The following is a 20777-nucleotide window of genomic DNA, read 5'->3' as shown; positions in this document are numbered from 1 at the left end:
GTGAGGACACTTCGACGCAGCGAAGTGGCTACACCCGAAAGGAGAATGTCTGTCCGGTGGTTCATCAGCGGTCGGGTTTGATCGGGAGGGGCTCCTGGCGAATGATCCGCTTGGCGGCGGCTCCCTTGGTCACCGTGTTTTTCTCCAGCCAGACGATCGCGCCGGTGGGGCAGCGCTGGATGGGCAGGGGTGAGGCCAGGCGGTTCTTTGAGTAGTCGATGACTGCGAGGTTGTTCCTGATGGTGATGAGGCCGTCGGGGGCGTCGGCGGCGCAGCGGGCACAACCGGTGCAGGCCACTTCGCAATCGGCGAGGGCCTCGTCGCCTTCGGCCAGGCTTTTGCAGGCAACCCACAGCTTGTGGCTGATCGGCTGGAGGGAAAAAAGCCCGAGCGGACAGGCCACCACGCAGTCGTTGCAGGCCACGCACTTGTCCTCGTCGACGACCGGCAGTCCGTGACGGTCCATGGTGATGGCGTCGAAATCGCAGGAAACCTCGCAGTCGGCCAGCCCGAGGCAGCCCCAGACACAGGCCTTGCCGCCGCCGCCGGCGGCCACGGCCGCCCGGCAGGTCTTCATGCCGGCATATTCCGCCTTCATCCGGGCGACGTGATTGCCTCCGGCGCAGGCAAGGCGGGCGACCTTCTTTTCCTCATTGCCGACCTCGACTCCGAGGTAGTTGGCAATATAGGCCACCATGTCGCGGGAACTGACCGAGCATTGGGCGGGATTGGCTTTTCCGCTCACGCAGGCTTCGGCGAAGGCCCGGCAACCCGGGCTGCCGCAGGCGCCGCAATTGGTCGCCGGGAGCATCCCTTCGACCTCTTCGACCCGCGGATCTTCGGGCACGTAGAGCTTGCGGTTGGCAAAGGCGATGACCGCGGCCAGAACAAAGCCGAGGCCCCCCATGAAGATGAGGACGCCGGGAATGGACGATGTCAGGTTTTCGATCACGGTGACGCCTCTCTCAGCTCGAATCGATCGGGATCAGCCGACAATCGGGAATCCGGCGGTGCGTTCCACCTGGCCTAGTTTCGTGACGAAAAGCGCGTCGGTTCCTGGGGTCGATTCGACCAGTCGCCGTCCCTCGGCCATGCCGAGGATGAAGACAGCGGTGGAGAGGGCGTCCGCCTGCAGCGCGGTCGGCGCGGCGATCGAGACGCTCGAGAGTTCATCGGGAGAACGGCCGGTCTTCGGGTCGAGCAGGTGATTCAGGCGGTAGTCATCGCTGAATTTGGTCTCGTAGTCTCCTGAGGTGGCCAATGCCCGGTTCTGGAGGGCGGCCAGGCTGAGGAATTCACCCATCTTGCGGGGATGCTTGATCCCGATTGTCCAGTCCCGATCGCCCGATGTTTGTCCGATCGCGTCGATCTCTCCGGTGTCGATCAGGGCGCTGCGGATGCCGTGCTCGCCCAGGACGCGCTTAACCGTGTCGGCCGCATAGCCCTGGGCGATGCCGTTCAGGGTGATCCGGGTGCCGCTGCCGTTGATCCGCACCTGGTCCCGTCCGATCTCGACGCGGCGCCAATCCACCGTCGCGAGGGCATTGCGGATTGCCTCTTGAGTGGGCAGGGTGCCCGCCCTCGCGTTCTCGTCGTAGAGCTGCCAGAGGGGCTGAACCGTCACGTCGAAGGCACCATCGGTGACCTCGGAAAGATTGCGGGCCGATTGGAGGACTTCGATCAGGTAGGGATGGGGATGATCGAGCAGACCTTCCCGGTTGAGCTGACAAAGCTGACTTTCCGGGCGGTAGAGGCTCATGATGTCCTCCACCCGGCCGAGTTCACGGAAGGCGTCGGCGATCGCCTCTTCGGCGGCGGCGCGGTCGGAATGGAGGACCGTGAGGGAAACTCCGGTGCCGAGGGCGCGGGTCGTTCGGGTGATTTTGAACAGCTTGCGGGTTCCGGAGGTGCCCGGCAGGGCGCCTCCCGGGACGTGGGCCGACCGGGTGCCCTTCAGTTTGAGGACGGACCAGCCGATGGCGGCGGTCCCGACCAGACAAGTAATGAACATCCGGCGTTTCATCGGACCACGACGAAGGGAGTCGGCTCCGGGGGTGTTGGTGGAATTATCAGCCATGGGCGGACCTGGGTCGAAAACGGGGCAGTGGGGAGGAGGAATTCCCGGAAGCGGTCACAGGCTCCTGCCGATCCGTGCCGCGTCGGGCGTGGAGGGGGGTCGTCGAGCGTTGTGATGGTGGGAACACGGGACCTGCTAATCTCCTGATAAGCGAATCTGTTAGCAGGCGGCAGGGTCATGCTCAAGACGATGCCAAGTACTGCTGAATCATTAGCAAAGTATGCGCACCGGGTCGAAACGGAAGTGTCCGGCTGTTCAGGATTATGAGTTTCCTGTGTAGGAGAGGGTTTATCCCTCGATCTGGTGGTTGATCGAGGCATGAAGCCTCTCCTACAGGTTGCGAGTCGATCCGCGCATACCCTGATTTTCAGCTCCCCAGCTTCGCGTTCACCTGCTTCATGACCTCAAAGGCGTCGGCCACGTAGAGGACGTCGGCTTTGCCCTGGGCCCAGCCGCAATTGGCGTCGGTGTTGATGGCGCGGCGTTCGTTGATGAAGCGCCAGCCGACGGCATGGGGTTCCTCGCCGTGACAGCAGGTGGCGAGACCCTTGGTGTGTCTGGGGCTGGCTCCGGTCTGTCCGATCTGGTGGAGGTGAGTGAGAAAAGGCAGGACAGCCTGCCCTTCGGAGGCCAGGTCGACCATGGATTTCGAGCTTCCGAGGGATCCACGGGTCTTTTCAACGAAGTCGAGGATGAGCTGCGCAGCCACATCGGTGTGAACCGCTCCATCGGCCTGCTTCTTGGTCCATCCGGCGCCGGCAACGAGCAGCGTGTCGGCATCGGGCCGGATGGTCTGGGCCCCGGCGGTTCCGGCCTCGATCCCCAGCACCGTTGTGCGAGAGGACATCTTACCGGCTTCAAGCGGAGTCACGGTGGTCTCGCCCGGAGCGGCGGGAGCGAAGCTGCCGGGGGCGATGGAGAGGACCCAGGGGCGGGTCGTCCGCGAGAGGGTGCCGATCATCCTTTGGCGGTAGAACCAGCGCGAAACCGAGAGGTTACTCCCATCCGTGGTGATCTGGGTGACCTGGGTGTCGACGCGACCGCTGAGTCGCTGGGCCAGCCCGGCGCAGACCCGGCTGAAACGGGAATTGGCCGCGGCGACGACCACGCCGGCTTCGGTCTCGCGGGCCAGTCGTTCGCAGCCGGCCACGTCGGAGGCGTAGCGGGGAGCGGCCCAGGCTTCGCCGGTCAGGCCAAGGACGGAGACGGCTCCAGTCCCGCCGGCCTGGGTGGCCGCGTCGGCGATGGCGGGCCCGATCAGTCCGGCGAACAGTTCGCTCCCGAGTCCGTCGGCCATGGTGCGGGCCGCGGTCAGGGCTTCGAGCGCGGCCTTGTCGAGGGCGCCGTTTTCGTCGGTGAATCCGATCCAGAGTATCCTGTTATTCATGACAATGGGTTAAGCGGGTGTAGGCCCGGCAGTCTCCTGCCGGGATATCGTTTCGAGTCTTCCGCCCCAGGGGGCCGGGGCGGCTGCACCAAACGAAAGAGTGGGATTGGAGAGATTGATGGTTTTGGGATGGGGTTGCAGTTGGTGGGTTCAGCTCTTCAGCCAGGCGACGAGTTCGTCGGCGATGGCCTCGGGCGTCATGTCTTTCTCGATACGCGTTTCCCGGCGTTGCTTCGGTGACTCGACCGAGACATAGGCCAGTCCTTCGCCTTTCAGTCCGGCCGGGCGGGCCTTCTGCAGGGCCGGCATGATCAATCGCATGTTCTGCATGCCGATCTGCGGATTGTTCGGGGGTTCCGGCAGATTGCCGGTGGCCCAGCCGAGAACGGCGGGGGTTCCGGCGCATTGCGATTTCTGCCAGGCGCCGCCCTCGATCCGCTCGAGGATCTCGAGGGAGCCGTCATCGCCGACGGTCAGGTGATCGACTCCCTGGAACTGTTCATGGATTCCGAGCGTTTCGCCGATCATCTGGAGGACGGCTCCGGTGCCCCGGGAGGCGGATTGCCAGCCACCGAAAAGCAGGAGCCGGGAGAGGTCGAGTCCCGGGATGGCCTGGATCGCCTCAGCGAGGGCTTTCGCGGTCTCGGCGGCATCAACAAATCCGGTCGAGGGGCCGTCGACCACCACAAGCTCGAAGGCCGCTTTTTGGGCCACGCTCATCATGACCTGTTGGAGCTTGGCTTTTGGGCTCAGGCTGACCAGCCAGACCTTGCTGCCGGGGTGTCGTTTGGCGAGGTCGGCGGCTTCGAAGAGGGCGTGCCAGGACCAGGGGTCGAGCACGGCGGGAAGCATCATTTCATTCTTCAGGCCCGGACCGGTTGGTCCTGCGACTGGTTCGAGGGCCTGGAGCGGGTTGGGCACGATGCCCCCGCAGACGACGATTTGGAAGGTGTGTGGCATGTTTGGAGAAGGAGGAGGTTAATGGTCCACGAAGGACACGAAGTCGCACGAAGGGTCTCGTGTAGGAGAGGCTTTACGCCTCGATTGTCTCCTGTAGGAGAGGCTTTATGCCTCGATTGCAGTGGAAGGATGTTAGGGTCTCTGGACGAATTGTACCGAGCGAGCGACCAGTCCGGGCACGGAGTGAACCGGAACACTCGAAGGAACGAAAGAATCGAAGGGAGAAGGCAATATGATGATTGGGATGAAATCGAATCAGGTCAGTCCCGGAGAGAATCCAGATGAGGTCATTTCAGGGCTAGTCGCCCCAGTCTCTTGGGGCGCACCGACGCGGATTCGCGGCAAGAGACTGCCGCGGCTACAGCCTGCGATGCAGCCTGAAAAGCTCTCAAGATGGTTATTCAAGTCAGTCCTTTCATTCATTGATTCTTGGGCTCTTGCGGTCATGTCGCTTGTAGCTCGGTAGTAGTTTTCTTCCGCTGTTTGTCGGGCTTTGAGATCGAGGCGTAAAGCCTCTCCTACAGTCTGGTTGTTTGTATTTTTCGCGATCCTGAGAAAACATCCGGATCAGTTTTCGGCTGAATGGAATCCACCGGTGCTGGCCTGAAGGTTGACGTTGCCGCGTTCCGGGTCGGTGGGGTGGGAGTGGGAGCAGTTCCAGAGGCAGGCGCCGCAATGAACGCACTTTTCCCGATCGAAAAGCGGGATGCCCCCATCGGGGTTGGTCATGATGGCCTGGCCCGAGCAGGCCTCGACGCAGATGCGGACCGAGCAGGCCTCGCAGGTTGCCGTGTCGTAAAACGAAAGATGGTCGGCGTAGCCGCCGGGAGCCTGGACCTTGCCGCCCATGAGGAGGGCATCCTGCTGGGAGACGAGCAATTGGCCATCGAGGGGGATTTCCGGCCAGCCGACGCGGTTCATCAGGGCGTCGTGAAGGGCGACGCCTTTGGCTTCACATTCTGCGCGGATGCCGGCGATCTCGGCCGGGTCGATCCGACCCCGGCAATAGTCCTCAAAGGTCGGCACGTGATCCGCGGGTCGCCGGATCTCGCCACCCAGATGCAGATGTCCGCCGGAGAGTCCCGCCAGGGCGGTGCCGATCAGGCCCCGGACAAATCCCTTTTGAAAGCCGTTGCGGGCATGTTCGGCCTTGCGCAATTCGGTCTCCAGCCAGCTGGCGCGGCGCCTTGTCACGTAGGTGGCTTCCAGGTTTTCCCGGGTGAAGGGCTTCTTTGCCTTGAGCAACTCGAGGACGGCTTCACCGAGTTGGGTTCCGGTGGCCCAAGCCTCGTCGACTCCGGAGTTCTTCAGGACATTGGTGCTGCCGGAACCTTCACCGATCCGGGCATAGCCGTCGCCGACCAGGTGGGGTTCGCCCTTCCGGCCGGACTCGGCGATTGATTTGGCCCCCCAGCTGCGCAGGGTCCCACCCTGCAGGTGCTTCCAGAGCCAGGGGTGCAACATCCAGTGCTGGAGGTAGCGATAGGCGGTGCGGGCAGGGTTTTGGAACCAGGAGGGCACAAAGATGCCGCATCCGGCGACCCGGTTCGGGTGAACGTAGAGGAAGCCGAAGATTTCGGGCTCCGGAAATCCGAGGGTGTGGATGACGGTGCCGGGTTCGAGCGTGCAGGATTCGGGTAGATCAATTACGAATTTCATCCCGACCGCCCAGTCGCGACCGTGGTGTCCTTCCGGCATCCCGAAATGGGCATCGAGCTGGCGGCCGACCGGGCCGTAGGGGCCGTCGCCCACCACGGTGAGGGCGGCCTCGATGTCCATCCCGGGCATGAATCCAACGGTGGGATTGCCGGCGGCGTCGACACCCTGGTCAAGCAGACGCACACCCCGGACCCGGTGATCATCGATCAGTGCTTCGCCAACCGGAGTGCCCGGCCAGACCTGGATGGTGCCGTCGGCCGTGACCTGCTGGCCCACCCATTGGCAGAACTGGCCCATGGAGAAGATCATCCCCGGCTCCTTGCGGAGAAAGGGCGGAATCCAGGGGAGAACGACGCCGTGATTCCGGGCGAAGGGGCGGACAAGGGCGTCCACCGCCTTGAGAAAGGCCGACCGTCGCGAGGCGCCGATGGGATCAAGCAGGTAAACGATTTCTTCGTGCCGGACCTCCGTCGCCATCGGAATCTGGCTTAGATCGAGCTCCGGAAAACTCTCCCGGATGGACCGACCCTCCGTGACCACACCGGAGACCCCGAAGCCGAGGTCGTCGGCCCGCTCGTAACAGATGACCTGCGGGGGCATGCCCGGCATGACGGCGCTCTCAACAGTCGGCGTCCCATCCGGGTTGAGGAGTCCACGCTGCAGGGTGGTCAGGAACGCCCCGGTGGCGGGGCCGAAACCGACGCAGGCGATGTCCACCGGCATCGACTGCCGGTCAAAGGCCGGTGGGGTGTTCTCGGTTGCTTCCATTTTGATCAATCCCGCAGCTCGAAGGGAACAGGCGGGAATACCGCCAGGCCAGACCGGTTTCTCTGGTCGGAACTGACGCTTCCTGCTCGTCGTTCTGTTTGGTGTAGTCGCCCCAGTCTCTTGGGGCGTATCCACGTGGGTTCGCGGCAAGAGACTGCCGCGGCTACAACTTGTGATCTATGCTGCAACCTTCTCATCCGGGGAACATTCGATTCAGGCCGGGTAGTCGAGGGCCTCGGGGATCATGATGCTCGTCAGGGCCTGGGCGGCGCGGGCGCGGGCCAGTTCGGAGCCGGCGAAGGAACGGTCGACCGCATCGCGCATTGCGGTGAAGGCGGCGAGATCCCCATCATCGATCGATTCCTGGAAGCCAAAAACCAGGGTGGCGCAGATTCGGGAGGCTTCACCGGCCGCGCGGGTAGCCTGGACGTGGCAGAGGTCGGCATAAAAGGCGGCATACCCGTCGATGGATCCGGCCAGAACCGGATTCTCCGCGCCTTTGTTCTTGAGCTCGAGGACGTCTTCGAGGAAGTGCCGTGCCGAGAGGAGCCAACAGAGGGCATCTGCGACCGGGAAGGTCACCCCCTGGCGTTTTCCGTGGTAGAGCTTCTTGCCGGAGGGATCATTGTGGGTGTGGAGGAAATCAATCGTCCAGGCCCACATCCTCATGGCGGCGGCGAGTGTCCCGGGGCCGCAGGCGGCTTCGGATTCGGAGAGCTGATCCAGGCGTTGTATCCAAAGATTGAATTCGTGCCGGAAGATGGTGCTCGTCATGCCGAGGGTGAGGTGGCGGCGCTGGACCGCTTCGGGGCCCTCGTAGGTGGCCTCGAGCTGGGCGTCCATCCACTTCTGCGGGAGGAAGCCCGGGCAGTCCTCGGTCGTCCCGTAGCCACCCATGAGGGCGACGGCTTCCCGCATCATGGTGGCGCCGACTCCGGTGTTCCAGAGTTTGACCGCCGGGTTCATGATATTGGCCCGGGCGTCCATGAGGGCGAACTGGACAAGGATGTCGGAACCGAGTGCTTCGAAGCGGGCGGCATCACGGTCGGCTTCGTTGGCGTAGAGGAGGTCGAGGTATTCGATCACCTCCGCCTCCTTCTTGCGGAGCGCCATCAACTGGGCCCGTCCGGCCAGTCCCTGCTCCCGGCAGATCCGGTCTTTGGCGCGTTCGATCGGATCGAAGGTGTCGGCCTGGCGGGCGGCCTCGAAGCCGACCGAGGCGGCGGCTTCACCGGTGGCCCAGACGTCGATCAGGCGGTGGGTCACATCTTCGTTCATCTGGAGGCCGAGATCGAAGCGCGGGCTGCCTTCGCCGGATTCGCCACCATGGAAACGGGAGCGCTGGTAGCGGATGACCGGTTCCACTGCCGAGAGCAGCTTGGCAGCGGTCATCAGGCCGACCGGAATCCGGGTCCGGTGGAAGACCGACGCGATGACTTCGCTGTGGTTGTGCTTGGGGACGATGACGCCGTCGACGACCTCGTAGCCGCCGATGATCCGGCTGGCCGGAACTTTCAGGCTGAAAACGGGATCGCGGGTCGAGGATAGCTGGTGGACCAGTTTGAGGGTGGGGGCACCGCGATCGAAGGTTCCGGGGTCGGTTTCCTCGAGGATGACCATGAAGGTTCCCTTGATCCGCGGGTCGTCGGAATCGACGGCAGCCGTCACGAAATTCGCGAAATCCATGTTGGTGATGAAACGTCCCCGCTTGTCGATCTGGAGGATCGGCTCGCCGCCCTCCGGCCAGTCGGCGATCCGCGCCTTGCCGCTGAGGACCCCGGTATCGACTCCGACAAAGGGGAGGGGTTCGGTCAGGGCGAAGGCGCCCCTCCACGGGACCCGGTCCTCACCCGGTTGGGGTGGGAGGGATTTGCCCATGTAGAAATCGCGTTGGGCGTCGGTTCCTTTTTCGTGGATGGGGGCCAGGGCGAGGTTGCCGGCCAGCGAACTGGTGGCGGCGCCGGCATCGACCCAGGAGAGTTCGAAGGCGACGAGCGACATCGCCATGTTCTTCGGACCCTCAATGAAGCCGCCCTTGTCCACGTCCATATAGAGAGCGGTCAGCCCGGACTCGTCGAAGGCGGTCAACAACCGGGCTTTCTCGGGATTCCATTCATGGGTGTTGCGCAATCCGTCCGCGACGAGGCGGGCCGCCGTTCCCCGAGCGACGCCGCGGGCACTCTGGACGGCCATCTGAAGATCAAAGCGATCGGTGAACCGCCACATGATCTGCCGGATGTCATCTCCGGGAAGGGTGGGGAGCAGGGTTTCAGGCATTGGGAGGATCCTTGATTTTTGGGGAGGGCAAGTGGGTGGCCAACTGGAGAACTGAACCCCGTCCTGGCCGTCCGGAATCCAGATCCCTGAGTCAACCGTCTGTGGGCGTGAAGCATAGCGGATCGACCATCGCTGTCTTCGCGTGGATTGGCCTTTCCTCCCCGCTCATTGTCCGGTTGGAGGGTGGAGCGGTAGGTCGCAGCGGCCGCCGGGGGAGGGGATTTCACACCCGCTTCGCTCAAGGAACGGAGGTAACGAAGTGAAAGAGGACGGAGGACGGCCCGGCGGTCCGTCCCTACCATAGGATCTGGCATCTCAGGTAGGGCGCGACCGCCGGGCGCGCCATTTCTAGCGCGATCGATCGAACCCTCAATGCAGGGCTGGAAGTGTAGCCACGCCGCTGTGCCGGCGTGCCTGCCGTATGATACTGCCGCGGTGAGGCCCGCGAAGTAACCGGATCCGCATTGGCGGACTCGACCTGATGAGCGTCGACACAGCGACGCTGCTACACCAAACGCCAGAGGATCCAAGTGCATTCATGACAAGCTTCTCGGCTAATTCCTTGATCCGGGGAATCTTTCGGTTCAGATGATCTCTTCCCGTGTGGAAAACGGGCGATAATCCAGAGTGCACCTGATTTAATGACCGACGAGAGCGACAGATCCCCTCCAGAGCCGACCGAGATTGTTCCGGCCGAACCGGAGGAGGAGAGGAAGGACCCCAACTCCATGGGATTCCTCGATCATCTCGAGGAACTGCGGTGGACAATCGGCAAGTCGGTTCTGGTCTTTGCCATCATCTTCGTGGTGATGGCGGTTTTCCTCAAGGATGTGGCCCATGTCCTGAATTGGCCGCTGAACCGGGCTTTTGAGAACGCCGGCGAGCGCACGGGACTGGTCACTACCTCCCCGATGGCGGTTTTCTCGGTCTACCTGCAGGTCTGTTTCCTCGGGGGACTCTTCGGCGCCCTGCCGTTTGTCCTCTATTTCATCGGGAAATTCGTGGCCCCGGCCCTCAATCCCCGGGAGGCCCGGATTCTCCTGCCGGCGTGCATCGCGTCTTTCATCCTCTTTATCGCCGGGGGCTCATTCGCCTATTTCGTGCTGGTCCCCAGTGCGATCAAGATTTCGGTCTACTTTAACAAGCTGCTCGATTTTGAGCTGATCTGGTCGGCCGATCGCTACTACGGGCTGTTGAGCTGGATGGTGCTCGGCATGGGGGCCGCCTTCCAGTTCCCCATGGTCATCCAGATCCTGGTCTTCCTCGGCATCGTCGAGGTGGCCCAGTTGAAGAAGATCCGGCGGATCATGATCGTGGTCTTTTTCCTGATCGCCGCGATCATCACTCCGACTCCGGATCCTTTGACCCAGAGCATGGTGGCCCTGCCCATGATCGCGCTATACGAACTGTCCATCCAGGTGGCGGGACGGGTCGCCCGGGCCCGCGCGGACGGCCTGGAGGCCGATCGGGCCGAAGCTGAAGCGGAAGCGGATGAGGACAAGTAGCCCCGATGCGCCGCGCGATCGGGACGGAGAGGGGAGATGGAGGATCGCCCACGAATCTACACCAATTTACACGAATCGAGCACGAGATGAGTTCGATTCGAACCCCAAACTCGCCATTCCCCTACCCTCATTCGTGCAGATTCGTGTGGATTAGTGGGCCAAACCTCCCCACAGGACATCTCCCATCTGCTATCTTCGGGACTGCAGTCCCTTCCTTCTACTTGTCGCTCTTGTCCCGCTGATGAGCGAGGACGACCTTGAACATCTGCAGGGCCAGCCAGAAAACGGCGGTGAAGCAGGAGGCGGTGAACATCGCGACGACCAGGATGATGCCGGGGTTCTCGCTCGGGACATGGGACTTCATGACGAAGACCATGAAAACAAACACGGCCAGCGTGATCAGAAGGTCGAGAACGATAAAGCCATCTTTCGATCGCGAATGCATCTGTGGAGAAAATGGGAGATCCGGCAGGCTTGTCGATTGTTTTTTGGGGCACGGTAGGGGAATCAACTACCAAGGTGACGAAGGCGACAAAGGGAACGTGAAATCCTGGGAGGAAATCGATTCGGCTCCATGCACAATCTGAACGGAAGCCACTCACCCGAAAGACTACCAGCGGCCAAAGCCGTCATCCAGGTTCTTCCTTGGTCGCCGTGGTCACCTTGGTAGTTCAATCCTGACAACTCGAGAGAAAGATTTCTCGCACGTCGGGGTGGTTCTTGGTCAAATGGGGGTTTCCAACTTCATCCGATTGAATCATGAGCCAAATCGAACTCCGTCCCAAGGAATCCTGCCGTTATGACCAGATCTCGCTCGGTGAGGTCATGCTCCGTCTAGACCCCGGAGAGGGCCGGATCCGGACGGCCCGGTCCTTCCGCGCCTGGGAGGGCGGCGGCGAATACAATGTGGCCCGTGGCCTCCGGCGTTGTTTCGGGATGAAGACCGCGGTCGTGACGGCTTTTGCGGACAACGATGTGGGCCGCCTGATTGAGGACTTCATCCTTCAGGGTGGGGTCGACACGGACTTCATCAAGTGGGTGAAATACGACGGGATCGGGCGCAGTGTCCGCAACGGATTGAACTTTACCGAGCGGGGATTCGGCATCCGTGGCGCGGTCGGTGTATCCGATCGCGGACTGACCGCCGCCTCCCAGATGAAGCGGGGCGATGTGGATTGGGATAACATCTTCGGAAGGATTGGCGCCCGATGGCTGCACACCGGCGGCATTTTTGCGGCCCTTTCGGAAAGCTCGGCCGATCTTGTGCTTGAGGCCGTTCAGGCCGCCAAGAAATACGGAACGATCGTTTCCTATGACCTCAATTACCGACCGTCCCTCTGGAAGTCGATCGGCGGACAGAAGCGCGCCCAGGAGGTCAACCGCGAGATTGCCAAGTATGTCGACGTCATGATCGGCAATGAGGAGGACTTCACGGCCTGTCTCGGCTTTGAGGTCGAAGGGTTGGACCACAACATCTCCAATATCGAGATCGACAGCTTCAAGAAGATGATCGAGAAGGCGATCGCGGCCTTCCCGAACTTCAAGGCGACGGCGACGACGCTGCGCACGGTCAAGTCGGCCACCATCAATTCCTGGGGCGCCATCTGCTGGTATGACGGCCAGTTCCACGAGGCGACGTATCGGGAGGATCTCGAGATCCTCGACCGGGTGGGTGGGGGAGACAGCTTCGCCTCAGGCTTCATCTATGGAATGATGACGACGGGTGACGCCGCCCGGGCCGTCAACTACGGCGCCGCTCATGGCGCCCTTGCCATGACCACCCCCGGCGACACCACCATGGCGTCCCTGGCCGAGGTCGAAAAGCTGGTCGGCGGCGGCAGCGCCCGCGTGGATCGGTGAGGGAGTCGCTGCGCGACGGAGATGGCAGATGGAAGATCGGGATTGCGGCTTTTGGAAGGGAGAGACACTTAGAAAGGAAGAAGGCGCTACGCGCTGAAGGGCTGCAAAAGGCTTCCCAGTACTGCTGAATTCCGGTGGTTTGGTTTTTTGTTCAACCGTTCTTGGTGTCCTCCCGAACCATCTTGTTTGTTCCATTTCCGCCGGTAGACGGCTTTTCAATGACCCGATCTTCCATCTTCCATCTTCCATCTCCGCCGCAAAGCGGCTTCCCATGCCTCATCAGACTGACGACCTCCGTATCCGGCAGACCCGGCCTTTGATCGCGCCGGGCATCCTCATGGAGGAATTGCCGCTTTCCGCAAAGGCGGCGGCATTCGTGGCCAGGAGTCGGCGGGCGATTGAATCCATCCTGCAAGGAGAGGATCGGCGTCTGCTGGTTGTGGTGGGACCCTGCTCGATCCACGATCCGGAGGCGGCCGTCGAGTATGCCCGCAAGTTGGCCGAAGTGAACCGCGCCTTAAGCAAGCGGCTCCTCATCGTCATGCGGGTCTATTTTGAGAAGCCGCGGACGGTTGTCGGCTGGAAGGGTCTGATCAATGATCCCTTTCTGGACGGAAGCTTTCAGATCAACCCGGGCCTGCGGCTGGCCCGCAAACTCCTGCTGGATGTCGCGGCGATCGGCCTGCCGGCCGGGACGGAATTCCTCGATACCGTCCTGGGGCAGTTTTTTGCCGATCTGATCTCCTGGGGCGCGATCGGCGCCCGGACAACTGAGAGCCAGGTCCATCGGGAGCTGGCCTCGGGTCTTTCCATGCCGGTGGGCTTCAAGAACCGGACTGATGGGGACATTCAGACCGCGATCGACGCGATCCGCGCGGCAGCCCATCCCCATTGGTTCCCGTCCCTGACCAAAGAAGGCGCGCCGGCCGTGCTCGGGACCAGCGGCAACCCGTTCTGTCACCTTGTCCTGCGCGGCGGCAGCGAGAGCGGGCCGAACTTCGATGCACCCAGCGTGGAGGCGGCGGCCGGGCGGCTGCGGGAGGCCGGTCTTCCGGGACGGATCATGGTGGATTGCAGCCACGCCAATAGCGGAAAGGACCCCGCTCGGCAGGTTTTCGTGGCAGAGGCGGTTGCCCGGCAGATTGCAGATGGATCGCCATCTGTGGCCGGGGTGATGATCGAGAGCCACCTCAAGGGCGGTCGCCAGGACCTGAAACGGGGCCGCAAGGTCGTCTATGGTCAGAGCATTACCGACGGTTGCCTGGCCTTTGAAGACACGGTGCCGTTGCTTGAACGATTGGCTGAAGCGGTCGCCCAAGGGAGGTTCGGGAGGAATTCAAGAGCTAAGGTGTAGCAACGCCGCTGTGTCGGCGTTCCGTTGTCCAAGACCCAAACGAATCGATTTTTCTACGGAATGGCACCGCGACACAGCACGGTGGCTACACCGGGCGTAAAGGATTTGCTGTAGCAACGCCGCTGTGCCGGCGTTCCGTTGTCCAAGTCCAAAGCGAATTGACCGTTCTACGGAATGGCACCGCGACACAGCGCGGTGGCTACACCGGGCGTGCAGGATTTGCTGTAGCAACGCCGCTGTGTCGGCGTTCCGTTGTCCAAGACCCAAGCGAATTGACCGTTCTACGGAATGACACCGCGACACAGCGCGGTGGCTACACCGGGCGTAAAGGATTTGCTGTAGCAACGCCGCTGTGCCGGCGTTCCGTTGTCCAAGTCCAAACGAATCGGTCTTCCTACGGAATGGCACTGCGACACAGCGCAGTGGCTACACCGGGCATGTTGGAATTGTTGTAGCAACGCCGCTGTGCCGGCGTTCCGTTTGCTCAGAATCGCAGGACTTCGATCTGTCCTTGATAAGTCCAGTCTTCAGGTGCTGCGCACAAACCCTTACGAACGGGATTCATTCGGACATAGTCCCATTTCTCCGAATAGCTGTCTGCATTGCGAAGGAGTCGATCAAAAAAGCCCTCCTGCCAATGAGGCTTATCCTGTCCCAGATCTATCAGCGTTCGGCCGAGCGCCATTTTCAAGGCACCGACCCATTGTCCGAGATTCATCCCGTTTATTGGCAACGCAACGAAAAGGTGAACGTGGTCCGGCATGATGACATAGTCACCTACCGCGATTCCTTTTTGATGCCCGCGTTCGCAGAATGTCACAAAGGCTTCATGGACTGCAGAATGCACGAGAATAGACTGCCGTTGGCGAGTGTTGAAAGTGACAAAATACAATGACCGTGATTCTGAGAATATCCACTTGAGTCGCGGTGGCCTCTTCGGGAAATCGGGTTCTTTTTTCTCTCGCATGGCAGTATGTTCGGCTGTTCGGAATCCATCCATATCATTGCGAAAGTGTTCATTTGGAGCGAGTTGAAAGTGCCATTCCTTACTACCGGTCTACGCAAATGGCACCGCGACACAGCGCGGTGGCTACACCGGGCATGTAGGATTTGTTGTAGCAACGCCGCTGTGTCGGCGTTCCGAGAGGCAAATGGCACCGCGACACAGCGCGGTGGCTACATCGAAACTCGCGGGGAGGGCGCGCCTTTCTGGCCTCTGGTCAGGTCAGATGGCCAGTGCGCGAGCTTTTTACATTCGGCCTAAGTCAGCCGCTATCAGCGGCTTCGCGGTGGGCACGGAATTAATTGGGAACATGTGAGTAAGTTTCGCTTCCAAGTTGGGCAAAACCACCTATCCCGCATCAGGGTAAACCTGATATCTCTCCGTAATGGCTGCACACTTTCCGACTCAACTCACAGGCATGGATGCTTTCTCGAAATCCGACCCCTCCCATCGGGGTCGCTTTTCCCGAGGGCGTCCCTAGATGGCCCCGCTCTCTTTCGCACACCGGGCCGCATGCGCCCCGTTGATCCGTTGGGTTAAGGCTGCTCTCGGCCTTTTCCTGTTCTGTGCCGGCATCCTGGCGGTGTCCGGCGCGCAGCTGACCCTGTCGTGGAAGGACAATTCGAACAACGAAACCGGATTCAAGATCGAGCGGTCCCTCGATGGCACCGCGTTCAGCCAGATCGCCACTGTCGGCGCCAATACCGTATCCTATACGAATACGGGTCTGGCGGATGCCACCCGCTACTTCTACCGGGTACGGGCCTACAACGCTGCCGGCAACTCCGGCTACACCAACGTGAGCAATGCGGTTACGGCCGCGCCACCACCGCCCCCACCTCCGCCCGCCAATACCGCCCCCACCATCACTTCGATTGCGAACCAGACGATCAACGAGGACGGCACGACCGGTCCGATCGCCTTCAAGGTTACGGATCTGGAGACCGCCAACGGCAGTCTGGCACTTTCTGCGGCTTCATCCAACACCACCCTGGTCCCGTTGAGTCGGATCATCTTTGGCGGGGTCAGCACGGATCGCACTGTTCAGATCAACCCGGCGGGCAATAAATCGGGCACTGCGATCATCACCGTCACGGTCTCCGATGGTCAATTGACGGCCTCAAGGTCGTTCCAGGTCACCGTCAACCCGGTCAATGACAAACCGACCATCGGGACGATCGCCGACCAGACCATCAGTCAGGACGAAAGCACCGGTCCGATCTCATTTACCATCGGTGATTCCGACAACGCGACCAGCACCCTCTCACTCTCCGGCACTTCTTCGAACCTGACCCTGGTGCCGGTGAGCGGTATTGTCTTTGGCGGCAGTGGCGGGGGCAGGACAGTGACGGTCACTCCGGCGCCCGCCCAGAGTGGATTCGCCGACATCACGATCCAGGTCAGCGACGGCCTGTTGACGGCAACTCGGACTTTCCGGGTCACGGTGGAGGCCGTTGCCCCACCACCGCCTCCACCCCCCACCAATACGGCGCCGACGATCACCTCGATCGCGAATCAGACGATCAATGAAGACACGACGACCGGTCCGATTGCCTTCAAGGTCGCGGATGGCGAAACCGCAAATGGCAGCCTGACTCTTTCCGCGAGTTCTTCGAACACGACGCTGGTTCCCGTCAGCGGGATTGTCTTCGGCGGTTCGGACACCGATCGCACGGTTCTGGTCAACCCGGCAGGCAACCGTTCCGGCGCAGCCACGATCACGGTCGTTGTCTCTGATGGGTTGCTGACTGCCTCGCGGGCCTTCCAGGTCACGGTCAGCGCGGTCAACGACGCGCCGACGGTGAGCAATATCACCAACAAGACGATAATTCAGGACAGCAGCACCGGTCCGATCGCCTTCACGGTCGGCGACCCCGACACGGCATTGAGCAGTCTCGTCCTGACGGCTGATTCGACGAACCGAACCCTGGTGCCGCTCAGTGCCATTGTCTTTGCCGGAAGCGGACAAAGTCGGACGGTCAGCGTGACGCCTGCTTCGGGTCAAAGCGGTGATGCCACGATCACCGTGCGGGTCAGCGACGGTTCGCTGGAGGTTGTGGATACCTTTCGCCTTACGGTGACCCCTCTCGATGCCGTCACCGTCAGCCTGACGGCCCCGTCGAATGGTGCAGTCTTCGAGGTCGGATCTCCGGTCAACATGACGGCTCTGGTGAATGATCCGGCAAGGACGGCGCGAGTGGAGTTCCATGCCGGGGCAATCAAACTGGGTCAGGATACTTCTTCTCCCTACAGTTACTCCTGGTCGGGTGCCACTGCAGGATCCCACGCAATCACGGCATGGGCGGTGGAGACCTCCGGTGCCGTTCGGGAATCGGCGGCAGTCACAATCAGCGTGACCGAGGTCGTTCATTTGTCGGTATCGATGAGTTCTCCTTCGGACGATGAATCCATCGTTCTGGGCGAGTCGATGAATCTGGAAGCCGTTGTGACCGGTCCGACCGAAGCGATCAAGCGGGTCGATTTCTATGTCGGCTCGAACCGGATCAAGCAGGAATTGTATGCACCCTACACCGCGACATGGATGCCGGCGGATCCGGGGACCTATGCGTTGACCGCGCGGGTCATCAGCACCACCAATACGACGACGATCTCGGCAGTGAGGACCGTCACGGTGGCGCCGCCGCCGGTCACGGTCAATCTGGTCGTTCCAAAGGATCAGGCCTCCTATCCTTTTGGCGAGGCGATCGGGGTCGAGGCGCTGGTCAGCGATATCGCCGAAACGGTCCGGGTGGATTTCTTTGACGGAAGCTCGAAGATCAAATCGGAGTACTACAGCCCCTACGCGTTCAGCTGGACGCCGGCTGCGGCGGGGACTCATACGATATCAGCGAAAGTCTTCGATGCCGCGGGAAACACCCGGAATTCGGCACCGGTGGAGATAACCGTCGAAAGCCCTCCCGATGTCCGGGTGGTGCTGGAGTCGCCTTCGGCCGGTTTGTCGTTCCTGGTGGGTGAAACGGTGACGCTACGGGCTTCGGTCAGCGGCGGATCCGCCGTTCCGGCCCGGGTTGAGTTTTACCGGGGTTCGACCAGGTTGGGCGAAGATTCAAGTGCACCCTATGCATGGTCCTGGAAGGCCTCCGGAGTCGGCCCGGCCAGCCTCATGGCAAGAGCTGTTTCGCCTGCCGGCGAAGGCGTGGATTCACCGACCATAAGCGTATCAGTGGTCGAGCCGCCGGTGACCGTTTCCCTCACCTCGCCATCGGAAGGCCAGGTCTACCAATTTGGAGAAACCGTGCATCTGGCGGCTTCAGTCAGTGACGAAAGCCGTACCGAGCGGGTGGAGTTTCTTGCCGACGATGTGAAGGTGGGTGATGACTCTTCCGCACCGTTTGTCTGGGATTGGACCCCTTCGGCTTCAGGATCCCGGGATGTGATCGCGCGGGTGGTTGAAGTCGGAGGAGCAATCCGGGATTCGACCGCCAGGGTGATCACAGTGGACGATGCGACACCGTTGAAAGTCACCATGTCGACTCCCGTTGACGGGGCTGTGATCCGGATCGGCGAATCGGTCACGGTCAGCGCGGTGGTCGATGTTTCCACGGAAAACGTCGAGCGCGTCGAGTTTTTTGCGGGTTCAACCAGGATCAAGACGGAGTACTTCACGCCCTACGAGTTCAGCTGGACCCCGTCTGCGACCGGCACCTATACCATTCGGGCCCGAGGGCGCAACCTGGCCGGGACCCGGTACGATTCCGATCGGGTCACCCTGGTGGTGAAAAACCTGCCGGTTGTGGCCGAAATCGCCAGCCCGGGTTCCGGTTCCGTAATGGCGTTCGGACAGTCGGTGACGGTGGAGGCCTCGGTCAGCGAGCCTGCCCGGACCGCCCGGGTGGAGTTCCTGGTTGATGGCGCGGTAGTGTCGGAGGACTTTGAGGCGCCCTTTGCCTTTGTCTGGGAGAACCCCGGTGCCGGAGATCACCTGATCCGTGTCCAGGCGGTGGACCTGGATGGCGATGCTGTCCTCTCGGATCCGGTCTCGATCTCAGTCGAGGATCCGCCGTTGACCGTTTCATTGACCAGTCCCACCAACGGAATCCATGTATTCGAGGGAGGAATACTCATCGTCGAAGCCGTGACCAGCGATGTGGATCGCACATCACGTCTCGAATTCTACGTCGACGACAGCCTGATCGGTGAGGATACGGAAGCGCCCTTCGGAGTGGATTGGGTCGGGGCCGGTCTGGGGTCGCATACCGTTCATGTCAAAGCGCATGATTTGAAAGGCAACGCGTCGTTGAGCAAGAGTGCCATCGTCAACGTGGATGCCCCGTCGGGGGCGACTCCGGGCGTCTATCGAGGTTCGTTCATTGATCCGGCCGATGGTCTGGTGGTCGGGCGATTCGCCGCATTTGTGGCTGCGGATGGAGCGATTGCGTTTCTTGGCCACGTTGAGTCAGACGGAGCGGCGTTTTTCTCGGAGGCCCTGACAACGGGTGAGGACGGAGAGTTTCAAGTCGTCGGATCCGGGTCTTCCGGTCCGGTGGTCCTGACCGCACGGATCGGTTCCGAAATCATCGAGGGCGAGGTACTGGATCCGGCTCTCCGTCTGTCGGGCAGCCGCGTTTCCGATTCCGCAGACTCGTCTTTCTACAGCCTCGTCGGTGTCGGCAATGTGGATACCAGGGTCTACCTGGTATTGGGTCCTGATGATCAGGTCTTTCTCGGTGTCCTGCAGGATGGGCACTTTGCGGGACGGGAACTGGTGGCCGAACCTTCGGTTTCGGGAGCCTATATTTCGAGTGAGGATCCCGTACTTGAGATCACGGTCGATTCGGATAGCGGCTCGGCCCGGGGGTTCATGAAAACTTCAGGAGGCGGATTCTGGGTCTCCGGTTTACGGAGCGACATTCCGGTCGCGCAGCGTCTGGAAAACCTGTCCACCCGGGGATATATCAACCCCGGCAACAGTGTGATGATCGTGGGTTTCGTCACGGACGGCGCCGGGACGAAGGAAGTGCTGATTCGCGGAGTGGGTCCGGGGCTGGAGAGCTTCGGGGCCTCGACGCCCGTGGAGGATCCAGTCCTGCTGCTCAAGTCGAATGGCGAACTTATCGCCGACAACCAAAGGTGGTTTGATGAGGTCAATGGACCCGGGATCGAGGAAACCGCCCGGAAAGTCGGCGCATTTCCCCTGGTCCGTGGTTCCGCCGATGCGGCTCTGCTTCATCAGGTTGGTCCGGGAGTTTACTCGGCAGTGATTCGTGACGGTCTGCAGCTGGGAGGCGAGATCCTGGTGGAAATCTACGACGCGGACGAAGGCTTCCCATTGCTTTCAGAACTGCGCAGTCTTGCCACGCGCGGACCTGTGGGTGCGGGCAAGAATCTGATCGGAGGATTTGTCATCTCCGGCAACAGCCCGAAACGGGTGCTGGTTCGCGGTATCGGGCCGGGCCTGTCCCGATTTGGGGTTGCGGATGCTCTTAACTCCACGCGTCTCCTGCTCATCCATGAGGTGGATGGCGAGGATGTCACGATTGGTGACAATAGTGGCTGGTCGTCGGATCCTCAGGCCGGGCTGATTGCTGAAGTCGCCGCAACGGTGGGAGCCTTCGCGCTTGATCCGGACAGTTCGGATTCGGCCCTTCTTCTCTGGCTCGAGCCCGGTGCCTACACCTTCATCGTGCAACCCGGCACGGCCGGTCAGACCGGCACCGCCCTTGTTGAAGTCTATCAAACGGAATGACCTGTGGTCATTCCGTTTGATACGCCTCGCCAGCAAATCGCGCAGCAATTCCGAGAGAGACGTTGGACGTATCGAAGGGGGCGTCGGCACAGCGACGCCGCTGCATCGAATCGGGAGTGTAGCCGCGGCACTCCGTTGCCGCCCCCTTGAAGAATCCGGAGGAGGGTCACCCCTTCCCGATGCGATCTGACAGGCCTCTCCGAACCGTCCTGTCCCGGCC

12 protein-coding genes are annotated in these 20777 nt (G+C 61.5%); 4 read left to right on the top strand and 8 right to left on the bottom strand.

Translation table 11 applies throughout. The features are described 5' to 3' along the window. Nucleotides 1–64 precede the first annotated feature (64 nt). The 6 genes from R3F07_10990 to R3F07_10965 form a co-directional block, all read right to left on the bottom strand. The gene (locus R3F07_10990; protein ID MEZ5276894.1) at nt 65–952 is read right to left on the bottom strand and encodes a (Fe-S)-binding protein; all 888 of its coding nucleotides are present in this window, start codon (nt 950–952) and stop codon (nt 65–67) included. A 33-nt stretch (nt 953–985) separates the two neighbouring features. Beyond that, on the bottom strand, nt 986–2077 hold the full coding sequence (locus R3F07_10985) for an FAD:protein FMN transferase (protein MEZ5276893.1): 1092 nt from the start codon (nt 2075–2077) through the stop codon (nt 986–988). A gap of 367 nt (nt 2078–2444) precedes the next feature. Next, nucleotides 2445–3464 carry an electron transfer flavoprotein subunit alpha gene (locus R3F07_10980; protein MEZ5276892.1) on the bottom strand — a complete coding sequence of 340 codons (1020 nt, stop codon included), beginning with the start codon at nt 3462–3464 and terminating at the stop codon, nt 2445–2447. 150 nt (nt 3465–3614) lie between these two features. Further along, nucleotides 3615–4424 carry an electron transfer flavoprotein subunit beta gene (locus R3F07_10975; protein ID MEZ5276891.1) on the bottom strand — a complete coding sequence of 270 codons (810 nt, stop codon included), beginning with the start codon at nt 4422–4424 and terminating at the stop codon, nt 3615–3617. Nucleotides 4425–4991: 567 nt separating this feature from the next. Then, nucleotides 4992–6851, bottom strand: a complete 1860-nt coding sequence (locus R3F07_10970; protein ID MEZ5276890.1) for a 4Fe-4S ferredoxin — start codon at nt 6849–6851, stop codon at nt 4992–4994. A 213-nt stretch (nt 6852–7064) separates the two neighbouring features. Continuing rightward, the gene (locus R3F07_10965) at nt 7065–9128 is read right to left on the bottom strand and encodes an acyl-CoA dehydrogenase family protein (GenBank protein MEZ5276889.1); all 2064 of its coding nucleotides are present in this window, start codon (nt 9126–9128) and stop codon (nt 7065–7067) included. 641 nt (nt 9129–9769) lie between these two features. Between R3F07_10965 and tatC the strand changes: the two genes are divergently transcribed. Beyond that, nucleotides 9770–10633 (top strand): twin-arginine translocase subunit TatC, encoded by an 864-nt coding sequence (gene tatC, locus R3F07_10960; GenBank protein ID MEZ5276888.1) that lies wholly within the window; start codon nt 9770–9772, stop codon nt 10631–10633. A gap of 217 nt (nt 10634–10850) precedes the next feature. Here tatC and R3F07_10955 read toward each other — a convergent pair whose 3' ends face one another. Beyond that, nucleotides 10851–11078, bottom strand: a complete 228-nt coding sequence (locus tag R3F07_10955) for a hypothetical protein (protein MEZ5276887.1) — start codon at nt 11076–11078, stop codon at nt 10851–10853. 314 nt (nt 11079–11392) lie between these two features. Here R3F07_10955 and R3F07_10950 point away from each other — a divergent pair, with 314 nt between their 5' ends. Then, a complete protein-coding gene (locus tag R3F07_10950; GenBank protein ID MEZ5276886.1) occupies nt 11393–12493 on the top strand; it encodes a sugar kinase in 1101 nt (366 codons plus the stop codon). 271 nt (nt 12494–12764) lie between these two features. Next, the gene (locus R3F07_10945) at nt 12765–13847 is read left to right on the top strand and encodes a 3-deoxy-7-phosphoheptulonate synthase (GenBank protein MEZ5276885.1); all 1083 of its coding nucleotides are present in this window, start codon (nt 12765–12767) and stop codon (nt 13845–13847) included. Between the two features lie 484 nt (nt 13848–14331). Here R3F07_10945 and R3F07_10940 read toward each other — a convergent pair whose 3' ends face one another. Further along, nucleotides 14332–14814 carry a transposase gene (locus R3F07_10940; protein ID MEZ5276884.1) on the bottom strand — a complete coding sequence of 161 codons (483 nt, stop codon included), beginning with the start codon at nt 14812–14814 and terminating at the stop codon, nt 14332–14334. Nucleotides 14815–15331: 517 nt separating this feature from the next. Between R3F07_10940 and R3F07_10935 the strand changes: the two genes are divergently transcribed. Then, nucleotides 15332–20557 (top strand): Ig-like domain-containing protein, encoded by a 5226-nt coding sequence (locus R3F07_10935; protein MEZ5276883.1) that lies wholly within the window; start codon nt 15332–15334, stop codon nt 20555–20557. The last annotated feature ends 220 nt before the right edge of the window (nt 20558–20777 follow it).

The organism is Opitutaceae bacterium (assembly GCA_041395105.1).
Classification (GTDB): Bacteria; Verrucomicrobiota; Verrucomicrobiia; order Opitutales; family Opitutaceae; genus B12-G4.
This window is presented reverse-complemented; position numbering and strand designations above follow the sequence as displayed.